Genomic DNA, 19,631 nt, shown 5'->3' with positions numbered 1-19,631 from the left:
TATAACAGTTGATTTTTTATTTTAGATAGCTTAACTCTTTAAATCAGTATGTAAATGGCAAAAAGCAAGTACATATCCTTTGATCCTTATTTATGTTCTTCTTTTTACTTACTCAAATACATAATTTTCCTTAGAGAAACCATCCTATTGTCAGGAGGTGGTTATATGTCTGAACCATTACAACCAGGGAATAAAAAACTTCCTGATTTTAATGAATTAAACGATCGGATTATTGCTGAACATGGTACAACGGGACCGTCATTAGTTATTAAAACAAATTTGGATCCTAAAGATTCTACTGTGGATAATCCTTATTATCGTAATGCAACACATACACCTAAAAAACCATTTAAAAATTATTTCGAAGAGTGATTCAAAATTGAGCTCGGTCTATGCCGGCTCATTTTTTTATACAGACCCACAATTGAATGATTTTTACGTATACGCACATACTAAGAAATATATGTCAATTTCTTTAAGGAAAATGTTTAAACTTTTCAATGTACTAGGAGGAATAGGATTTTGAGTCCAACAAAAAGTATGCTATCGGTTTTTGCTTTAGGTGGAATTAATGAAATTGGAAAAAATATGTATGCTATTCAATACTTAAAAGAGATTATTTTAATAGACTGCGGTTCTAAGTTTCCTGACGAGAGTTTATTAGGTGTTGATTTAATCATTCCAGATATTACGTATCTAAAGGAAAACCAAGAAAAGATTAAAGGCTTATTTGTTACACATGGTCATGAAGACCATATTGGTGGAATCCCTTATCTTTTGAAGCAATTGAATATTCCAGTCTATGCAACGAGATTAACGCTTGGATTAATTGAGCTTAAATTAAAAGAGCATGGATTATTAGGAGAAACTGAACTAATTTTAATCGATTCTGATTCAGTTATTAAATTTGAGCATTTTTCGATTTCATTTTTTAAAACAAATCATAGTATACCTGATTGTTTAGGTATCGTATTTGAAACACCTGAAGGCACTGTTGTACATACTGGCGATTTTAAATTTGATTTAACTCCTGTTAACAATCAATATCCAGATATTCATAAAATGGCCGAAATAGGTAGCAAAGGTGTTTTATTACTTTTATCAGAGAGCACAAACGCTGAACGGCCAGGTTCAACACCATCCGAACGGATTGTTGGAGAGCATATAGTAGATGCTTTTATGAAGGCAAAACAGAGAGTCATTATTTCAACATTTGCTTCAAATGTACATCGCGTGCAACAAATAGTTGATGCATCAATTATCACTAATCGGAAGTTAGCTCTACTTGGTAGAAGCATGGTAAATGTTGTTCAAGTCGCGATGGAGCAAGGCTATTTATCAATCCCTGAAGGTATGTTGATTGATACAGAAGAAATTAATAATTTCGCACCAGAAGCCATTACAATTTTATGTACAGGTAGTCAAGGTGAACCGCTTGCAGCTCTTGCTCGTCTAGCTAGCTCCAGCTTTAGAGGGGTTGACATTTATCCTGGTGATACTGTGATTTTAGCTGCTTCACCAATTCCTGGTAATGAACGCGGCGTTTCTAAAATTATCGATAATTTTTACAATCTCGGAGCAAATGTTATATATGGTTCAGGAAGCTCAACTGGAATGCATGTTTCTGGTCATGCTTATCAAGAGGAGCTTAAGCTCATGCTTACATTAATGAAGCCAAAATATTTTATTCCAATTCATGGTGAATACAGAATGCTCCACCATCATCGTTCTCTTGCTGAATCTGTTGGTGTCAAACGAAATAATATTTTTATTATTAAAAATGGTGATGTTGTCGATATTCTAGAATCAGAAGCAATTCAAAGCCGAAGAATTCCAGCAGGAAATATTTATGTTGATGGAATGGGCATAGGAGATGTTGGTAACATTGTCCTTAGAGATCGAAAACAGCTTGCTGAAGATGGAATGCTTGTAATCGTCATCACCATTAATAAAATGGAAAGAAAAATTATCTCAGGTCCTGATACCATTTCAAGAGGATTTGTCTATGCGCGTGATTCAGAAAGTTTATTGAAGGAAGTAAATCAAATCGTCACATCATCCATAAACGAATTACTTGATGAAAACAAACTCCAATGGGGAGTTATGAAGCAAAATATTAAAAGGTCTCTTGGACAATTTTTATTTACGAAAACAAAGAGAAAACCAATGATTTTACCAATAATCATTGAAATATAGAAATATAGAAATAAAAAAACTCCCTATTTAATCTAATTAGGGAGTTTTTACTTTGATTCGTTTTCTTTAATTTTTGAAATTAAGTCAATTAAAGAATTATTTTCTTGATCAAAATAATCATCCATTGGACAAGAACTATTTTCTAACCGATTTAGTACAAACGGGATTGTAAAAGTTTCGATTTTTAATTGATTATTTACCTCATCCCAAAATAGAGGAGTTGCAACAGTTGGTTTTTCTTTTCCCCTTGTTGAGTATGGGGAAATAATGGTTTTTCCTTTTGCGTGCTGAACATAATCAATATAGAGACGTTTCCCTCGATTTTTTTTAAATCTTTCAATCGTAAAATCATCTGGAAATTTTTCAATTAAATAATGTGCAATAAAAGATGTAAATACTCTTGTTTCATCATAGGTAAGAGAATTTTCTTTAATTGGAATATGAATTTGAATTCCTTTACTTCCAGATACCTTTGGGTAGCTTTTTATTTGAAAAGAATCAAAGATTAATTTCATTTCCAATGCGGCTTTTATTGCTAAAGGAAATGCATCTGCATTAGGTGGATCTAAATCGAATACGATTTCAATCGGATTATTGGCTCTATATGTTTGAAAAGGTATATGGTATTCGATTGCTAATTGATTTCCTAACCACAGCAAAGTTGATAAATCATTACAAATAATAAAATTATTCCCCTCATGTTCTTCAGTTTTAATAAAACCCGGAGCATAATCTGGACAGTTTTTTTGAAAAAAAGATTCACCGTCTATTCCATTCGGAAAACGAATCGATGTTAATAAACGATTTTTTAGAAATGGAAGCATATAACTGGATATTTGAGCTAAATACGAAACAAAGCTCTCTTTATTTATATATGGATCCTTCCATATTACTTTTTCAGGACTGGTAAGTGTTAATTCTTCCTCCAAATTAAGATTACCCAATAGTAAGCCATCCCAAGTACATTCATTCCATGCATGCTTTAATTGAAAGGATATAAATTTTGCATTTGTTAATTGGTTGTTTTCTATACTTTGAAACTCAAGTTCAATACAAATCCCAGGTTCAACATATTTTATATTACCTTTTTTGCTTTTTTTATTTGCTTCAATTGCTTTAATCAATATACCCTTCTCTTCTTCGCTAAGACCATTTGAAAAGGTCCCCATTTGCAAAATATCATTTTCTTTTTTCAGTCCTACTAAAAAGCTTTCATCTTTTATATTGAATCCTAAAATAAAGAAAATGCCTGTATAAATTTTATTACGTTTTTGAAAAAAGTAATGATTCATATCTTACTTCCCCTAATCTGTAAGTGTACATTCTTTCGGATCTTTTTCGATAAAAGCTTGGATACTTGGTTGTCTTAATGAATGACCTTCAGTCCATTCAATGAATTGAACTTTAACAGTTAGCAATGGCTGAATCCATTGAATTTCCTTTATTCTTTTTGGTTGGCTACTAAATGGATTGTTTTCTATTTTAATCGTATTAATGACTGTAGTAAGGTCTTTCCATTCTGATTTCGTTAATTTTCCTGTTCCAACATGCCCTATAAAAACAAGTTGATTATTTTCGTTATAAAGTCCTACTAAAATAGAATTAACAATTCCAGAACGATACGTTACCCCACCGATTACAGCAATAACGTCCTTATAATTTTTTACTTTTTGCCACGCATTGTGCTTACCATTGATCAAGTATTTACTATTTAAATTTTTACATACGATACCTTCTAAATTATGTTGTTTCGCAACTTCAAATAAGGCAACACCATCAGTATTATTTGGAACTAACTGAATTTGCTTATTAGGTTGAATTGATTCTAATAATAAATTTTGTCTCTCTTGGAGAGATAATTGCGTAACCCATTCTCCATTGTAAAAAAGAATATCAAAAATCATATAGTAAATAGGTACAGCTTCTATAGCTGAATCAATTCGATCCATGCGTCTAATTCCATCCCTTCGCATTACTTCATGAAACGATGGATTACCGTTTTGATCGAGAGCGATGACCTCCCCGTCTAAAATGATTGAGTGTGCAGTCGAATAGGATTTTATATCCGTTAGCTCTGGAAAAATATTTGTACGATCATTTAATTTACGGTTAAATAATTTCACTTCTTTCCCATCAAAATAGGTTAGGATTCTAACACCGTCCCATTTAATTTGCGAAATCCACTCAGGACCATTTGGTACAATATCTGAAGAAATAGGCTCAAAAGGAAAAATTGGATCTAGCTCCATTACTACCTCCTATTTAACTCGTTGCTTTTTTAGGCGCTTTAGTTTTAGGCTTTTTCGGAGGTGTTGCTTGTCCTTTTGTTCGATCGATACTCGCTTGTAATGCAGACATTAAATCAACAACATTTTTTTGTTCTGCCGGTTTCTCCTGCCCTGTCGCGATATAATCATTTTTATTAACTTTATCCGAAATTAATTGCTCTAATGCTGTACGATATGTATCGGTATAGTTTTCTGGATTAAACGTTGTCGTTAATTGTTCAACTAGCATCATACCAGCCTGTAATTCACGCTCCGCTAATCCTGCCTTTTCAGGAACACCACCTGGCAGATTTTCAATTGCTCTAATCTCATCTGGAAAATGCAATGTTTCAAGAATAATTGCGTTTTTATATGGCCGAATAGCAGCTAAACGCTGTTTGCTACGAATTGTAATTTTTGCAAGACCGATTTTCTTACTTTTCTTCAATATTTCGGAAAGTAAAGCATATGCCTTTGTTCCACCAGAATCCGGACCAATATAATAAGTTCGATCAAAATACACTGGATCAATTTCTGCTAGTTTGACAAAATCAATGATTGATACAGTTTTTAGTTCAAATTCTTCTTTTAATTTATTCATTTCCTCTTCTGTAATTTCCACAACTCTACCATTTGGTGTTTCAAATACTTTAATAATTTCTTCGGGAGTAACTTCATCGTCACAACTAGCAACCTTTTTATAGGAGATAGGTGTTTTACAATCTTTATGATATTGACGAAATTTAATATCCTTATCCTCAACTGCTGAAAACAACTTTACTGGGATTGTAACTAGTCCCATACTGATTGTACCTTTCCAAACTGTATGCATATATTCACTACCTTTTTTATTTTTATGATTAGCTTTTGTTAAATGAAAGTGTTTAATTCAATTTGCATTTAGTTATCTCTATTAGAATAAAAAACACTTATAAAAGAAGACTAAAAAAGTTAATCAACACTTAATGGAGGATATTATGAATAATTCAATTGATCTACAAAAAAAGAATAAGGAATTTCATTATATGCCTATTACTTCTAAATCGAGTGGGAATGGGTTTGAATTAGCGAATGATTTATTTTATGAAACTAACCAAATTGTGAATTTTTGCTTATACGGTAATCCTAATTTAACAAGTGAGTGGGTATTAATTGATGCCGGTATGCCAAAATCATTTGATAATATTATGGAGTTAGCTGAAAAACGATTCGGTGAAAAACACAAATTAAAAGCAATTATACTTACTCATGGACATTTTGATCATATCGGTGCAATCTTTGACTTAATAAAAGAATTCAATATACCTGTTTATGCGCATGAAAAGGAGTTACCTTATTTAACAGGAGAAAAGAATTACCCAGAGCCAGATGGAACAGTTGAAGGTGGATTAATAGCAAAGTTATCCCCATTGTTCCCAAACGAAGGAATTAATTTAGGAGAATATATCCATGTTCTTCCTGCAAATGGTTCTGTACCCGAAATGCCAAATTGGCAATGGATTCATACACCGGGTCATTCACCTGGACATATTTCACTTTTTAGAGATGATGATCAATTACTGATTGCGGGAGACGCCTTTGTTAATGTTAAACAAGACTCTATTTATTCCGTTCTAACTCAACAAAAAGAAATAAATGGTCCTCCTAGATATTTGACAACAGATTGGGAGGCAGCATTTAATTCTGTTAAAAAACTACAAGCTTTACACCCTAAAAGAGCAATAACAGGTCACGGCTTTCCATTGCTAGAAGACGAGTTAAATGAACAATTAGACTACTTAGTTAAAAACTTCAACTCAATCGCCAAACCTGATTATGGTCGATATATTTAAAATTTTGCTTTGCTTAATCAGCAAAAATTATAGGTAAAATTAAAACTCCCTACTTTTGTAAGGAGTTTTTAAATTTAATTATTTAAATCATATAAACCTGGGCTATGTTCATTCGGCATATCAGGAAATTCAGGAACTGGAAAACCTTTTGGAGGTTCCGTAACGTTTAAGTCTCCACCATTTCTACTTGGTGTTTTACCTTTGAATATTTCTCCCATAAGTGTCTCATCAAGTCTAAAATTGAATTGAGCATTATGATATCCCATATCTACAAATTTTCTACATTCAGGGTATTTATTTATATCGTAATTCGGAACCGGGAATAATTTACCCCAATTTACGCCTAAAGTTTCCAATGCCTTTGCAAAAGCATTTTGATGAGCATTGTCACGTACAATTAAGAATCCTAATGTCTCTCTTAATGTTTGATTTGAACTCATTTCATAAATTCTTGTTTTTTGTAGAACTCCTGTTGATTCAAGTATTAAATTATTTAGTAAATCAGCGACTAAATTCCCATGGCTATAAACCCAAGAACCATTCCATGGATTACCTCCTGCATCAACTGGAAGAGATGCTTGTGCCCCCATTATATAGTGATGAGGGTTGGCATGTTTTATTGCTTCATCTAATGGTGCGCCATCAGTACCAAAATTACCGACACCAGGTGCACCCGAATCATTTAACAACTGGTTAATTGTATTTTGAACAAGCTCTACATGACTAATTTCCTCTAGAAAAACTCCTCGAATTAAATCTTTGTATTGTTTAGCTTTTCCTCGAAAATTTGAGCTTTGGAAAAAATATTGCATCATTGTTCGCATTTCCCCAAATTGTCCACCTAACGCTTCTTGTAAAACTTTTGCAGCTGCCGGATCTGGTTTATCTGGCTTTATCATATTGATTAATTCTTCTTTGTAATAATACATAATATTCCCCTATTCTATGGATTTGTTTTAATTAGATTTAGCGGTAACTGTACCTTGGTTAGGCTTAATATATTTGATGGACAAAACAAGTCCAAGCACTGCTAAAATTATGGAACAATACAACATATAATTATCAGGTTTACTCATCAAATAGGCAAAAGCAGGAGGTCCTGCAGCTACCCCCACAAATCGTAAAGAACTATAAAGAGATGTAATAGTCCCTCTTTGTTCCTTCTCAATTCCTTCGGTTATTAATGCATCTAAGCTTGGTAACGACATTCCAATTCCAATCCCACTAATTAATAAACTCATGATAATCATATAAATATCTTTGTTGAAAATCGGTATGACAAAAGAAATACTTATTAAGATAAATCCAATCACAATGCATTTTTTCATTGCACCTTTTTTATTTCCAATTTTTTTACCTGTCTTATAAGATGTGTAGGATAAAGCAGCTAGCGGGACCGCTAACACACATCCTTTCCATATTCCAATTATGTGATAGCGCTTTTCTAATATTTTTGATAAATAAAAAAGCATACCAAATAATATGAACATGATAATGGCACCTAGTATAAATATGGTATAAAGCCATTTACCATTATTTCGAAATATTTTTCGAATTGATCTGATAAACATTTTAAACTTTTTCTTTCTTTTATCTTTTCTTTTTGATCTCATAGGTTGTTTTGGAGGTTTGACAAAAATTAATATTAATATAATTGAGAGTAAGCAAAGGAATGGTATTGATAAAAATGGTAAATACCAAACTACTGCTGCTAATGCAGAACCAAGTATCGGACTTAGAACTTTTCCAAATGTATTCGATGTCTCCACTAAGCCTAATCCTTTACTAACTTCATTTTCATCTTTAAACATATCCCCCACACACGGAATAACAACAGGCATTGCCCCAGCAGAACCAATCCCTTGAATGATTCTCCCAACAATTAACCACATGTATGGATTTTCTAATTTCCAACAAACAAAGCCAGCTAAGGCCCCTCCTATTCCCGCAATAATTAAACTTGGAATAATTACTTTTTTTCTTCCAAATAAATCCGACAAATAACCGGCAATAGGGATAAGAATGATTGCAAAAACTGAATAAACAGTTATAATCATTGAAACTTTAAGGCCAGATATATTTAATTGTTGTTCTAATTTGGGAAGTACGGGAATCAACATTGAATTACCTAAAGTCATTACAAGAGGTACTGTAGAAAGCGCCCATAAACTGCCCTTTTGTTTTTTATCCATATTACCTCCGCCTTTTGTGTAACTAGAAACAATCACAAACCTTATCCTTCCCAAGTATCATTTTTGGTTGAATTGTAATTTTTACTAATTACGATTTGTTCGGTAAAATTGGGGGCAAAATGAATAATATACCATTTCGAAAGGTGGAGTCTCTATGACTACTCTAGAAAATTCAACTAATTATTTACATTTAAATTTATGGTCTGGATTTTTATTTGGCCTTGGATTAGTGGCATTTTTTGACGAAGCAGTTTTTCATCAGCTTCTTCATTGGCATCATTTTTACGATAAGTCTACAACAGCTTTGGGACTTATCTCTGATGGTCTTTTTCATGCCTTTAGTTGGTTCGCAACGATTGGCTCCTTATTTATGTTTGCGAATTTAAGGAGAAAAAAATCACTCTATATTAAAAGATGGATTGGCGGAGTTTTACTCGGAGCAGGTTTATTTCAACTTTATGATGGAACAGTTCAGCATAAATGGATGAAGCTTCATCAAATTAGATATAACGTCGATATTATGCCTTATGATTTAACTTGGAATATTACTGCTTCTATTATGACACTAATAGGTTGCATTCTAATTTTTAAAACTCGAAATAAAGGTGGTCAATTTGAGGGATAATTATTCGTTTGATCTACCCATTATTTTATTCATTTTACTTTTTATTGTTGGCTATTTGGTTGCTGCGAAAAAACATAAAAAAAAGCCATGGCCAAAATCTCGCTCTATATTATGGGTAACTGGGTTTGTTTGTATATTCGTTTCGGTTATTGGACCAATAGCAAAACTAAGTCATCACCTTTTTGTTTTCCATATGGTTATGCATTTATTACTAGGAATGCTCGCTCCATTTTTTATCGCTTTATCTAGACCGATTACATTATTGTTAACATCATTAAAAACTCAACATGCAAGGCGTGTGACACGTCTTTTAAGAAGTGCTCCTGTTCGACTATTAACTCATCCTATAACGACAATGATTTTAAATATCGGGGGACTTTGGGTATTGTATAACTCCACAGTGTTTAACTTAATTCATGAGAGTACCTTTTGGTTAATTTTTGTTCATATTCATTTGTTTTTTTCAGGATATCTCTTTACAATTTCAATCATTGGTATTGAACCTCTCTCTCATAAATTCAGTTTTTTATTTCGTTCATTAATTATGATACTTGCACTAGCAGGTCATGATATTTTATCGAAGTTTCTTTTTTCAAATCCATTAGACAGTTTCAGTTTTAATGACGTTCAAAATGGTGCAGTCTTAATGTATTATGGAGGGGACTTTGTTGATTTGTTATTGATTTTGGCGCTTTGTTATTTTTGGTATCTTTCAGCCAATTCGAATAAAACAAGTGCTATTTTTTAATGGACTTTTTTGCCACATATATTCCTTCTAAAGATGTACAAAATAATAATGCATAAAGAAGGAGGGTTAAAGATGAATAAAATTTGTCTAACATTATGCACAGTATCATTATCATTTATCATTTCTGCCAATGTTCATGCTGCTTCTACCGGACCTGACGCTACACAATTAGAACCAAACTATGACCATAATGGTAAACATATAAAAAGAGATTTTAACAATGATTTTAATGATCCAAACCACGTTGTAAATGACACGAAAAATACGGTTAAAGAAGGATATTATAATACTAAAAATAATATAAAAAATACTACAAATGACATGTTAAATAACAATAACAATGGAGTGAATAATACGGTAAGTAATGATGGGAATTACTATCGACGAAATGTAAATGTAACGCCTACCCCTGTTACTAACACACTAAATACAACTGACAATAACGATAATAATCATTTCAATTACGGATGGCTTGGACTTCTTGGATTATTAGGATTTGCGGGACTTCGAAAAAAAGAAAGAGTCGAATAAAAAAATAACCTTATTGGGGCTTTCTCCAATAAGGTTTTATTTATGGACTATGTTTTTATTATGAATTACCTCTTTATAAAAATTGATTTTTTGCTCTAACATTTTATTTGTTTCTTCTAATGTTTTAAGCTGATGTTCAATAGACTCTTTATGCTCAACTAATAGACCCAACCTAGCCAAAGAAGTGTGCTCACCTTCTGTATATAAATGTGCATACTCTTTAATCTTATTAACTGGCATTTGCGTTTCTTTTAACTTAAGGACAAATTTTAACCACTGAATGTGTGATTCAGAATACAACCTCTCACCATTTGCATTTCGATCAGGAAGAATGATCTGTTCTTTTTCATAATAACGTAATGTATGTGTGCTTATTCCTAACATCTGAGCGACTTCACCAATTGAATACATAAGTACCTCCAGTTTGAATAGAATAAAAACAGTTTGACTTAGAGTTTACTCTAACCAGTATAATGAATCCGTAACTGATACACAATTAATTTAATTTTAGTATAAACCAAATTATTAGGAGGAATTTAGATGAAAAAATATACTGTCATTACAGGTGCTAGTTCAGGAATTGGTTATGAAACAGCTCTTGCGTTTGCCACACGTGGAAAAAACCTAATCATTGTTGCTCGCAGAACGGAAGAACTTGAAAAATTAAAATCAGAAATCACTAATTTGAATTCTGATCTTGATGTGATTATAAAAACGGCTGACTTATCTGTTGTTAAAAATGCTTATGATTTATATGAAGAACTTAAAGAATATAATATTGAGACTTGGATTAATAATGCAGGTTTTGGTAATTTCGCTTCTGTTGGTGAACAAAATTTAGCAAAAATTGAAAGTATGCTTAATTTGAATATTGAAGCTTTAACGATTTTAACTTCACTATACGTACGCGATTATTCATCAGTCGAAGGTACACAAGTTATCAATGTTTCATCTGGTGGAGGGTATACAATTATTGGTAATGCCATCACATATTGTGCGACTAAATTCTATGTTAGTGCCTTTACAGAAGGGCTAGCTCATGAATTAAAAGAAAAAGGTGCAAAAATGAAAGCTAAAGTATTAGCACCAGCTGCAACTGAAACAGAATTTGCAAAAGTATCCTATGATTTAGAAGAAAACATTAAATTCGAAGGCGTCCTACCAAAATATCATACGGCAAAAGAAATGGCCGGTTTCATGTTGGAGCTTTATGACAGTGAAAAGGTGGTTGGAAAAGTCGATGGAATTACCTATGAATTCCAATTATTAGATCCACTTTATCCTTATGCAACAAGATTAGAAAGGCAGGATTAAGGGTAAGAAGCGTCTTTACAATCTTCACCTTAACCTTAAACACTGCATCCTAATTTTAATTTTCTAACACTAAATTTAAATGTGGATATTTAGTAGCCCTATATTCAGAAGGGCTACTTTTTATGTATTTTTTAAATATACGACTAAAATAATTTGAATCTTGAAAACCAACTCGTATAGCAATTTCTTGCATACTTAAATCAGTCATTTCTAAATAAAACATTGATTTTTCAATCCTTATTCTATTTAAAAAATCGATCGCACTTGTGCCAATTTCTTTTTTGAATAGGTGACTGAAATGATATTTACTTACGCAACAATATTGAGCAATTTCTTCCAATGTTATAGTAGATTGATGATTTTCTCGTATATATTTAGTTGCTTTACGAATCATAGGAGACATCTGATTATTAAATGAATTGGCTATTTGAATCGTTAGCCAGTAAGCATATTCGCAAACCTTTTTTACAAATTTATCATAGCGAATAATGTGATATAATTCCTGGATCATTTGAGCATTTTTTGACATGATGAGTGTTGCATTCACGCCTGACTCTACTACAACCCTAGAAATTAACATAATTAAATCGACTACCTCAGTCTTAAATACGTCTTCATTTAATCGACATGCATTCTTCCCATAATTTTTGTGCCCGTAATGCTAAAGGTACATATTCTCTACTTTCTCCATATGCATGACGAATGATTCTAGTATCGCCGTGATGGCTACCAAAGCTATGTGGTGGATCAAAAGAATCTATTAATAATATTTTCTGATTTCCTTTTGATATATAATATCCTGTTGCCATTCCCATAGCGCCTGCTCCAACAATAATTAGATCATAGTGATTATTCAATCTTTTCACTCCTTACCCTTTCATTCGTATGACATATTCTTTTTGTTTTTACAATTTACCTTCTTATTAAGCATTTTTTGTAAAACAAGCTTTTTCAAAATAACAAAAAACCCGTTTATGATCATACATAAACGGGTTTAATAGTTTTTATAGTTTTTCGTATGCTGCTTGGTATTTTTGAATATCTCCAGCGCCCATAAAAATTAATACGCTATTTTTATGGTTTTGTAAATTGCTGATATTATCATCAGTCAATAGTTCAGCACCTGCAATTTTACAAGAAAGGTCTTCAATTGTTAAAGTACCTTTATCTTCTCGTGCAGAACCAAAAATATCACATAAGTAAACTTTATCTGCTTTTTCTAATGTACCAGCAAATTCATCTAAAAATTTACTTGTGCGTGTAAATGTATGCGGTTGGAACACTGCTACGATTTCACGGTCAGGGTATTTTTGACGTGCTGCTTGAATCGTCGCTTGGATCTCAGTTGGATGATGAGCATAGTCATCAATTAACATTTGATCTCCGAAGCGTTTTTCACTGAAACGACGCTTTACGCCACCGTATGTTAATAATCTAGCTTTAATAATATCAACATCGATTTCTTCATAATGGCAAAGCGCAATTACTGCTAAAGCATTTAAAATACTATGATCACCATATCCAGTAATATCAAAAGTAGCGTAATACGTATTACGGACGAATACATCAAATGTTGTACCATTTGTATGTTTTTCGATATTACGAGCTTGGAAATCATTGTCCTCGTTAAATCCATAATACATTACAGGTACTTTTGCATAAATTCGTTGAAGATGTTCATCATCTCCACATGCAATAATACCTTTCTTTACTTGATCAGCCATTTGTTGGAAAGCATCGAATACATCATCTACACTCTTATAATAATCCGGATGATCAAAATCAATATTAGTCATGATGCAATAGTCTGGAAAGTATGAAAGAAAATGACGACGGTATTCACAAGCTTCAAACACGAAATACTCGCTGTCTTTTTCACCTTTCCCAGTACCATCTCCAATTAGAAAAGAAGTTGGACGCGCACCAGAAACTACATGGGCTAATAAACCTGTCGTAGAGGTTTTACCATGTGCTCCAGTAATTGCAACGCTAGTAAATTTATTCATATATTCCCCTAGGAATTTATGATAGCGTGCCATCGGAATTCCTTTTTCAATAGCAGCTGCAATTTCTTCATGATTATCAGGAAATGCATTACCTGCTATAACGAATTGGCCTTCTTTAATATTTGCTTTATCAAATGGTAAAATCGTAATATTTTTTTTTCGTAATTCATTTTCAGTGAAAAAGTGCTTTTCATAATCTGATCCCTGAACGGTCAAACCAGAATCATGTAAAATTTGTGCCAAAGCACTCATTCCAGTACCTTTAATCCCTACAAAATGGTAAACTGTCATATTAAAAGAACCTCCAAAATCGATCACTAATACAACGGCCTATCTCTTAGACAGTATATGTGTAAATAAAAGAAATGGCATCAATATTTTATAAATTTGATGCATTGTTACTTTGCCGAGTCTAGTTATTTTTTTAATGATAACTAACTTAAATTTTTACGCAATTAGTATTATATCACTTAAACTCCCATAGGACTATTTATTTTAAATCGCACTATGAGGAAATAGATGGAAAAGTAAATACTTTAAGTTATCTGCTTATATTAAAATACTATCAATCTTAAATTGATATTTAGTCCCTTTATAGTCTAGGGCTCATTTCTACTCTTTCTAATCGAGGATTTTCACGAAGCTTTCTTCCAGCTTTCGCTTGTTGCACACCATTTAACTCGACATTATCACCTGTAAAGCCTATATTAACTTTTAATAAACTTCCGCCTACACCATATAAATCTACTGGTACACCTTGTTTCTCAAAAGCTAAAATTCTTTCTACAGTAAATCCACCGCTTACTACAATTTGCACATGCTGATATCCTTCTTGATCTAGTGCATTTCGTAAAGCAAAAATTAATGGAGGATTTACACCCCTAGGGTCAAAACTTCCTAATAATTCTGGATTCCCAATAAAGTACTGATCAATCATTGTTTTTGATGTATCTACACGTACAGCCTTTAATTTACTACCGTATTCTCGTGCAACCTTTAGCGCGTCGGTAATGACATCATTATTATAATCTACTAAGACAATTAAATCATCTTGTGGATAAACTTCTGTATATGCACGTGCAGCTTCTACAACATCACCATTATACATTTGAATTAGTGCATGAGGCATTGTACCCATACCTTCATTACCCCACCACTCATTCATTGCATGAGTTGCTTGTGCCGTTGCACCACCAATAAATGCAGCATAGCCGTCACCTGCTTGAGTTGTGAAATGATCATCACGATCTCCCATGAAAATAACAGGCTTTTTAATGCCTGCGGATTTTGCAGAATGTTTTACATTATATACATTTGTAGCAACAGACGTACGTCTAGCTAAAATACCATCAATAATTCCTTCTAGGTAGCCAAAATCAGCATATTTACCTTTAATTGTTAGGACAGTTTCAAATGGTTCAATCATATCTCCATCCTTTAATGAATGAACAATAAGATTTTCTGGATGATCGGCAAAAGTTTGTAAAATAGCAATTGCTTCATCCGTTCCACATAATACTGCACTTTCTCTTTGGAAAAATTGCATTGTTACTTCAGTATCTGGCTTCTTTTTTCGAATGATTTCTCTAGTTTTTAAAAAATATACAGCTGAAAACCAGCCTTCTCCGATTCTCTCATCAAATTTAAATGTTTGGTTCGTTAATCGGCTTATTTTACCTTTTAATTTTAAATCTAATTCTTTTTCCATGAATCTTCACCTGCTGAAAAGTATCGTTCTTTTTTTCTAGTATGGGTTAAAAAAACTTTAACATTCGTTACTTAATTTTTATCGAATTTTTAATTTATCACTCAGAACGAAACTCCTCAAATGATGTAATCAGTACATCACGAGGTTTACTTCCATTTTGATTTGATACGATCCCGTGATCAAACATTAGGTCAATTAATCTAGCTGCACGGTTGTATCCAATTCGAAAACGTCTTTGAAGCATTGAAACAGAAGCACCTTTTTGATCAATGACAAACTCTACCGCTTCTTCAAAAAGTTCATCATCAACATCCTGTGCATCCGCTTTTGCTACAAGTTCCTCTTGGTTAAATAAGTAATTCGGTTTTTGTTGGTCTTTAACAATCTCTACAACATGTTCGATTTCATCATCCGAAACATAAACGCCTTGTAATCGAATTGCTTGAGATTTTCCATTATCTAAGAATAACATATCTCCTCGTCCAAGTAACTTTTCAGCTCCGCCAATATCGATAATTGTTCTAGAATCTACTTGTGAAGACACTGTAAACGCAATTCGCGTCGGTATATTTGATTTAATAATACCGGTAATGACATCAACTGAAGGCCTTTGAGTTGCAACTAATAAATGGATTCCGCATGCTCTCGCTTTTTGGGCAATACGACAAATATAAGTTTCTACATCCCCAGGAGATACCATCATTAAATCCGCTAATTCATCAATAATAATGACTAAGTATGGTAACTCATCATTATAAGCACCTTTTTTCTTCGCTAAATCATTGAAACGCTTAATATCTCTTGCCCCAGCATGAGCAAATAAATCATAACGTCGATCCATCTCTTCACATGCCCACTTTAAAGCAGCAGTCGCGGCTCTAGCGTCAGTAATAACTGGTGAAATAAGATGTGGAATATGATTATACGGAGCTAGCTCAACCATCTTAGGATCAATTAAAATTAATTTCACTTCATGAGGTTTCGCTTTATATAAAATGCTAACTAAAATTGAATTAATACATACACTTTTTCCAGATCCTGTTGCCCCAGCAATTAACCCGTGTGGCATTTTTGAGATATCTGCATAGACAGGCTCTCCAGCTATATCTAGTCCAAGAGCAACAGTCAAAGGTGATTCACTTTGCATAAATTTCTCCTGGCTAACTAATTCTCTTAAGTAGACAGGCTTACTCTCTTTATTTGGTACTTCTATACCAATGGCACTTCTACCTGGAATCGGGGCTTCAATTCGAATATCTCTAGCTGCTAAGCTCAATTTAATATCATCTTGTAAGTTCGTTATTTTATTTACTTTCACGCCAGGGTCAGGCTGAACTTCAAAACGAGTTACTGTTGGACCTTGAGTTGCGGCAATTACTTTAGCACCTACATTAAAATTATGTAATGTTTCTTGTAGTAGTTGCTTTCGATCTTCAACCCAATCCCCATCATTAAATTGTTCAATTGGGGGTTCAACTAATAAGTCTAATTCTGGTAATTCATAAAGTACTGGTGGTTGTCCTTCTAAACTTTGAGGTTCATCAGCCTGATCAATCTGATTTTTAGTCTCTATCGTTAAGTTTATTTCTGTTTTACTTTTTTCAGTTTCAAGAACTGTCTGATCTTGAATTCCTTCTGGAGTCATTTCATGTGTGATTGATTCAGCAATTATTTCACTTTGTTGAACTCTCCCTATAGATAGCGTTTCACTTTGTTCAGATAAACTAGCATCCTCACTCAACTCTTCATTTTGTTTTATCTCGACTTCTTCATTTACCTTTTCTACTGTTGCAGCAGATTCATTTTGTAATTCACGAAGTTGTCTCATTATATTTGCTTTTCTTGAAGCCTCAACATCACTTCGAAGCATCATTACATTAAAAGGAAAATGGCGTTTTTTCTGACGTTTCTCGATTGGTTTAGGTTCAGATTCTTCTTTATTAGCTTCATTTTCAGTCTTGATCTGTTCGTTAGAATTGGTAACAGAATGTTGATTAATTTCGACGGATTCTTCTACATTAGATTTTACAGTTGAATTTTCATGCTGTACGGCTTCTTCCTTAATCCCTTTTAGATTCACATCTGACTCGCCTGTTAACTCCGACTTAACATCATTCTCTTCATTATTTTTAACGAGATCAAAACCTTTGTCTTCGTTTTCATTAATTTGGACCAAAGTCTCAACTTTGTGATCATTTGACTCATGAAAATATACTTCAGGCTGTGCTTCTTCAATCTGAACTTCAGCCACTGTTTCGATTTTAAGGGCTTCGAGCTGTTCATCTACATCTTTCACTTCTACTTCTGTTTTAATTTGATGGGCATCATGCTTTACAACTTCATTCGTCTCTTCTACCTCAGTTTCGAATTGAAGTACTTCAGCTTCTAATTCTTCATACGTCTCTTCAGCTTCAATTTCTTGAGTTTCAAATTGTACTTCTTCAACTATCGCTTCTACTTCTGTTTCAATTTGATAGGCACCATGCTCTACAACTTCATCCGACTCTTCCACCTCAGCTTCGAATTGAAGAACTTCAGCTTCTAATTCTTCATTCGTCTCTTCAGCTTCAATTTCTTGAGTTTCAAGTTGTACTTCTTCATCTTTTAATGCAAGTTTAATTTCATTATGATGAACTTCAGTTTGTAAATCCTCATTTTCAACTTGATTAGCTGCAGTTTGAATGTCTGCATTTTCTACTAGATTTAACACTTCATGATTTTGATTGCCGAAACTTCCTTTTTCGAAAGTGTTCATTTCAACATTTTCAAATACATTATTAATATTAGAAGCTTCAACTCTCATTTCTTCTTTTGTAGAAGAAAGAACAGAATCAGTATCATTTTCTTCTTTTATCGGAGGCTTTTGATAACCATAAATTGGTGAAATATATTCACTTGGTCGAAATGGTGTTTTTCGTTTGGGACGAAATACAATATCGACCTTTTCTTCTTTTTCTACTTTTACTGGTTCTTCCTCACTTTTTGAGACCTGATTTTTTTCAAGCCGACTAGATAAATTACTTTTATCGAATTGATTACTTTGAAAACTATTTCTTACAAAGTTATTACTCTGGTTATATGTAGGTTTATATTCTTTATTTAAATTGTTTGGTGACTTATTCCAAATATCATTATTTTTTTCTTGTTTAAAAACTGATTCAATTTTTGTTTCCTTTATTGGCTTTGGTGATGGTAATTCTTCATCTAATTCAATTGGAAATCTAAATTTTGGACGCTCATGTAAAGCGTTTCTCTTTTTTTCGATAGAGTGTGATTGATATACTTTCTCCTCAACAGGCTTTTCTTCAAAACCTTCTTCAAACTCTTCTTCAATCTCATTAAGGCTATTCGCCTTAAAAAGGCTTTTTAACCATTTTTTCATTTTTCTCACTCTCTCTATTTCTTTTCATACCTTTTATTTTACCATGTGACATAATGACAAAAAACACATTATTATTACAAATTGCGCTAGTTCAATCATATTTCGATATCAAATATATAATTTAATCAAATTAATATTAAAATAATAATTCTTTTATTGAAAAACAGAAAAAATACTAGACCAATTAATGGCCTAGTATTTATAAGAAAATATATATTATTTAGTTAAAAAAAGCTTTTCCAACTTCTGCATCAGCTTCAAGAACTAAGATTCCTTTTTCTTGTGGAGCGTCAGGTAGATCAAGTTCACGTGCAGAGCAAATCATACCGAATGAATCCACTCCACGTAAATTAGCATCCTTAATGACTAATCCTGATGGCATTACTGCACCAACTTTTGCAACAACAACCTTTTGTCCTTGTTCAACATTTGGAGCACCACAAACGATTTGTAATGTATCTGTTCCAACGTCAACTTTGCAAATATTTAATTTATCAGCATTTGGATGTTTTTCTTTTTCGAGTATATATCCAATAACGAATTTAGGTGAAAGGTCTAATACTAATGTATCTTCAAATCCTTCTTTTGCTAGTAATTCATTAACCGTATTAACAATGTGTTCAGTAATCGTAACGATTCCATTTTCTTGAACATCTACATAAGTAGATGCCTCGAACACATTAATAGCAACTGTTTCATTCGTAACGGCACTATATACGCGTGCAATATTCCCTTTTCGTTCAACTTTACGATCTTCTGATGGAATTTGTTTTAATGTAATTAATAGCGTATCGCCGATTCCTTCTTTGTTATAAAAAATATTCACTGAT

The 19,631-nt window shown here is 32.9% G+C and carries 18 protein-coding genes and 1 pseudogene; 7 read left to right on the top strand and 12 right to left on the bottom strand.

Translation table 11 applies throughout. The features are described 5' to 3' along the window. Nucleotides 1-165 precede the first annotated feature (165 nt). Together MY490_RS03940 and MY490_RS03935 are read left to right on the top strand one after the other, a co-directional pair. Complete coding sequence (locus tag MY490_RS03940; protein ID WP_248268070.1) at nt 166-372, top strand: hypothetical protein; 207 nt, start codon at nt 166-168, stop codon at nt 370-372. 150 nt (nt 373-522) lie between these two features. Next, nucleotides 523-2,196, top strand: coding sequence for a ribonuclease J (locus MY490_RS03935; protein WP_282439836.1), 1,674 nt, complete (start codon nt 523-525; stop codon nt 2,194-2,196). 47 nt (nt 2,197-2,243) lie between these two features. Here the strand turns inward: MY490_RS03935 and ligD (MY490_RS03930) are convergent, their stop codons facing one another. From ligD (MY490_RS03930) to MY490_RS03920, 3 genes are read right to left on the bottom strand one after another with little or no spacing between them, the layout of a single operon-like run. Continuing rightward, the gene (gene ligD / locus MY490_RS03930) at nt 2,244-3,488 is read right to left on the bottom strand and encodes a DNA ligase D (RefSeq protein WP_248268069.1); all 1,245 of its coding nucleotides are present in this window, start codon (nt 3,486-3,488) and stop codon (nt 2,244-2,246) included. Nucleotides 3,489-3,500: 12 nt separating this feature from the next. Next, nucleotides 3,501-4,445 carry a non-homologous end-joining DNA ligase gene (ligD, locus tag MY490_RS03925; protein WP_248268068.1) on the bottom strand — a complete coding sequence of 315 codons (945 nt, stop codon included), beginning with the start codon at nt 4,443-4,445 and terminating at the stop codon, nt 3,501-3,503. Between the two features lie 13 nt (nt 4,446-4,458). Further along, nucleotides 4,459-5,295 carry a non-homologous end joining protein Ku gene (locus MY490_RS03920; protein WP_248268067.1) on the bottom strand — a complete coding sequence of 279 codons (837 nt, stop codon included), beginning with the start codon at nt 5,293-5,295 and terminating at the stop codon, nt 4,459-4,461. A gap of 145 nt (nt 5,296-5,440) precedes the next feature. On the opposite strand from MY490_RS03920, the gene MY490_RS03915 reads away from it, so the two are divergent. Further along, nucleotides 5,441-6,295: an MBL fold metallo-hydrolase gene (locus MY490_RS03915; RefSeq protein WP_248268066.1), complete on the top strand. Its 855-nt coding sequence runs from the start codon at nt 5,441-5,443 to the stop codon at nt 6,293-6,295. A 74-nt stretch (nt 6,296-6,369) separates the two neighbouring features. On the opposite strand, the gene MY490_RS03910 is transcribed toward MY490_RS03915, so the two are convergent. Together MY490_RS03910 and MY490_RS03905 are read right to left on the bottom strand one after the other, a co-directional pair. Continuing rightward, nucleotides 6,370-7,224: a manganese catalase family protein gene (locus tag MY490_RS03910; protein WP_248268065.1), complete on the bottom strand. Its 855-nt coding sequence runs from the start codon at nt 7,222-7,224 to the stop codon at nt 6,370-6,372. 27 nt (nt 7,225-7,251) lie between these two features. Further along, nucleotides 7,252-8,487, bottom strand: a complete 1,236-nt coding sequence (locus MY490_RS03905; RefSeq protein ID WP_248268064.1) for an MFS transporter — start codon at nt 8,485-8,487, stop codon at nt 7,252-7,254. A 154-nt stretch (nt 8,488-8,641) separates the two neighbouring features. Between MY490_RS03905 and MY490_RS03900 the strand changes: the two genes are divergently transcribed. From MY490_RS03900 to MY490_RS03890, 3 genes are all read left to right on the top strand, one after another. Continuing rightward, a complete protein-coding gene (locus tag MY490_RS03900) occupies nt 8,642-9,112 on the top strand; it encodes a DUF2243 domain-containing protein (RefSeq protein WP_248268063.1) in 471 nt (156 codons plus the stop codon). Next, complete coding sequence (locus MY490_RS03895; protein WP_248268062.1) at nt 9,102-9,860, top strand: cytochrome c oxidase assembly protein; 759 nt, start codon at nt 9,102-9,104, stop codon at nt 9,858-9,860. The genes MY490_RS03900 and MY490_RS03895 overlap by 11 nt, the downstream gene beginning before the upstream one ends. Nucleotides 9,861-9,932: 72 nt before the next feature. After that, nucleotides 9,933-10,391 (top strand): WGxxGxxG family protein, encoded by a 459-nt coding sequence (locus tag MY490_RS03890; RefSeq protein ID WP_248268061.1) that lies wholly within the window; start codon nt 9,933-9,935, stop codon nt 10,389-10,391. A 36-nt stretch (nt 10,392-10,427) separates the two neighbouring features. Here the strand turns inward: MY490_RS03890 and MY490_RS03885 are convergent, their stop codons facing one another. Further along, complete coding sequence (locus MY490_RS03885; protein ID WP_248268060.1) at nt 10,428-10,802, bottom strand: MerR family transcriptional regulator; 375 nt, start codon at nt 10,800-10,802, stop codon at nt 10,428-10,430. A 129-nt stretch (nt 10,803-10,931) separates the two neighbouring features. Here MY490_RS03885 and MY490_RS03880 point away from each other — a divergent pair, with 129 nt between their 5' ends. Then, on the top strand, nt 10,932-11,705 hold the full coding sequence (locus tag MY490_RS03880) for an SDR family NAD(P)-dependent oxidoreductase (RefSeq protein WP_248268059.1): 774 nt from the start codon (nt 10,932-10,934) through the stop codon (nt 11,703-11,705). Between the two features lie 55 nt (nt 11,706-11,760). Here the strand turns inward: MY490_RS03880 and MY490_RS03875 are convergent, their stop codons facing one another. From MY490_RS03875 to ytpR, 6 genes and pseudogenes are all read right to left on the bottom strand, one after another. Continuing rightward, a complete protein-coding gene (locus MY490_RS03875) occupies nt 11,761-12,285 on the bottom strand; it encodes a helix-turn-helix transcriptional regulator (protein WP_248268058.1) in 525 nt (174 codons plus the stop codon). Between the two features lie 52 nt (nt 12,286-12,337). Further along, nucleotides 12,338-12,562, bottom strand: a pseudogene (locus MY490_RS03870) (FAD-dependent oxidoreductase); the annotation flags it as partial. Between the two features lie 147 nt (nt 12,563-12,709). Next, a complete protein-coding gene (gene murC / locus MY490_RS03865) occupies nt 12,710-14,002 on the bottom strand; it encodes a UDP-N-acetylmuramate--L-alanine ligase (protein ID WP_248268057.1) in 1,293 nt (430 codons plus the stop codon). Nucleotides 14,003-14,303: 301 nt separating this feature from the next. Continuing rightward, entirely contained in the window at nt 14,304-15,419 is a 1,116-nt protein-coding gene (locus MY490_RS03860) for a nicotinate phosphoribosyltransferase (protein WP_248268056.1), read from the bottom strand. A gap of 97 nt (nt 15,420-15,516) precedes the next feature. Next, a complete protein-coding gene (locus tag MY490_RS03855; RefSeq protein WP_248268055.1) occupies nt 15,517-18,801 on the bottom strand; it encodes a DNA translocase FtsK in 3,285 nt (1,094 codons plus the stop codon). 220 nt (nt 18,802-19,021) lie between these two features. Further along, the gene (gene ytpR, locus MY490_RS03850) at nt 19,022-19,627 is read right to left on the bottom strand and encodes a YtpR family tRNA-binding protein (RefSeq protein ID WP_248268054.1); all 606 of its coding nucleotides are present in this window, start codon (nt 19,625-19,627) and stop codon (nt 19,022-19,024) included. Between the last annotated feature and the right edge of the window lie 4 nt (nt 19,628-19,631).

The organism is Gottfriedia acidiceleris, assembly GCF_023115465.1.
Classification (GTDB): Bacteria; Bacillota; Bacilli; order Bacillales; family Bacillaceae_G; genus Gottfriedia; species Gottfriedia acidiceleris_B.
Note: the sequence above shows the minus strand (reverse complement) of the source record. Positions and strands in the feature narration are given on the sequence as shown.

Bases quoted from the DNA above. Each gene is read 5' to 3' on its own strand.
- MY490_RS03855 (WP_248268055.1), bottom strand. From the start codon at position 18,801: ATGAAAAAATGGTTAAAAAGCCTTTTTAAGGCGAATAGCCTTAATGAG.
- MY490_RS03915 (WP_248268066.1), top strand. From the start codon at position 5,441: ATGAATAATTCAATTGATCTACAAAAAAAGAATAAGGAATTTCATTAT.
- MY490_RS03900 (WP_248268063.1), top strand. From the start codon at position 8,642: ATGACTACTCTAGAAAATTCAACTAATTATTTACATTTAAATTTATGG.
- MY490_RS03920 (WP_248268067.1), bottom strand. From the start codon at position 5,295: ATGCATACAGTTTGGAAAGGTACAATCAGTATGGGACTAGTTACAATC.
- MY490_RS03860 (WP_248268056.1), bottom strand. From the start codon at position 15,419: ATGGAAAAAGAATTAGATTTAAAATTAAAAGGTAAAATAAGCCGATTA.
- murC (WP_248268057.1), bottom strand. From the start codon at position 14,002: ATGACAGTTTACCATTTTGTAGGGATTAAAGGTACTGGAATGAGTGCT.
- MY490_RS03905 (WP_248268064.1), bottom strand. From the start codon at position 8,487: ATGGATAAAAAACAAAAGGGCAGTTTATGGGCGCTTTCTACAGTACCT.
- MY490_RS03940 (WP_248268070.1), top strand. From the start codon at position 166: ATGTCTGAACCATTACAACCAGGGAATAAAAAACTTCCTGATTTTAAT.
- ligD (WP_248268068.1), bottom strand. From the start codon at position 4,445: ATGGAGCTAGATCCAATTTTTCCTTTTGAGCCTATTTCTTCAGATATT.
- MY490_RS03880 (WP_248268059.1), top strand. From the start codon at position 10,932: ATGAAAAAATATACTGTCATTACAGGTGCTAGTTCAGGAATTGGTTAT.
- ligD (WP_248268069.1), bottom strand. From the start codon at position 3,488: ATGAATCATTACTTTTTTCAAAAACGTAATAAAATTTATACAGGCATT.
- MY490_RS03875 (WP_248268058.1), bottom strand. From the start codon at position 12,285: ATGTTAATTTCTAGGGTTGTAGTAGAGTCAGGCGTGAATGCAACACTC.
- MY490_RS03885 (WP_248268060.1), bottom strand. From the start codon at position 10,802: ATGTATTCAATTGGTGAAGTCGCTCAGATGTTAGGAATAAGCACACAT.
- MY490_RS03910 (WP_248268065.1), bottom strand. From the start codon at position 7,224: ATGTATTATTACAAAGAAGAATTAATCAATATGATAAAGCCAGATAAA.
- MY490_RS03890 (WP_248268061.1), top strand. From the start codon at position 9,933: ATGAATAAAATTTGTCTAACATTATGCACAGTATCATTATCATTTATC.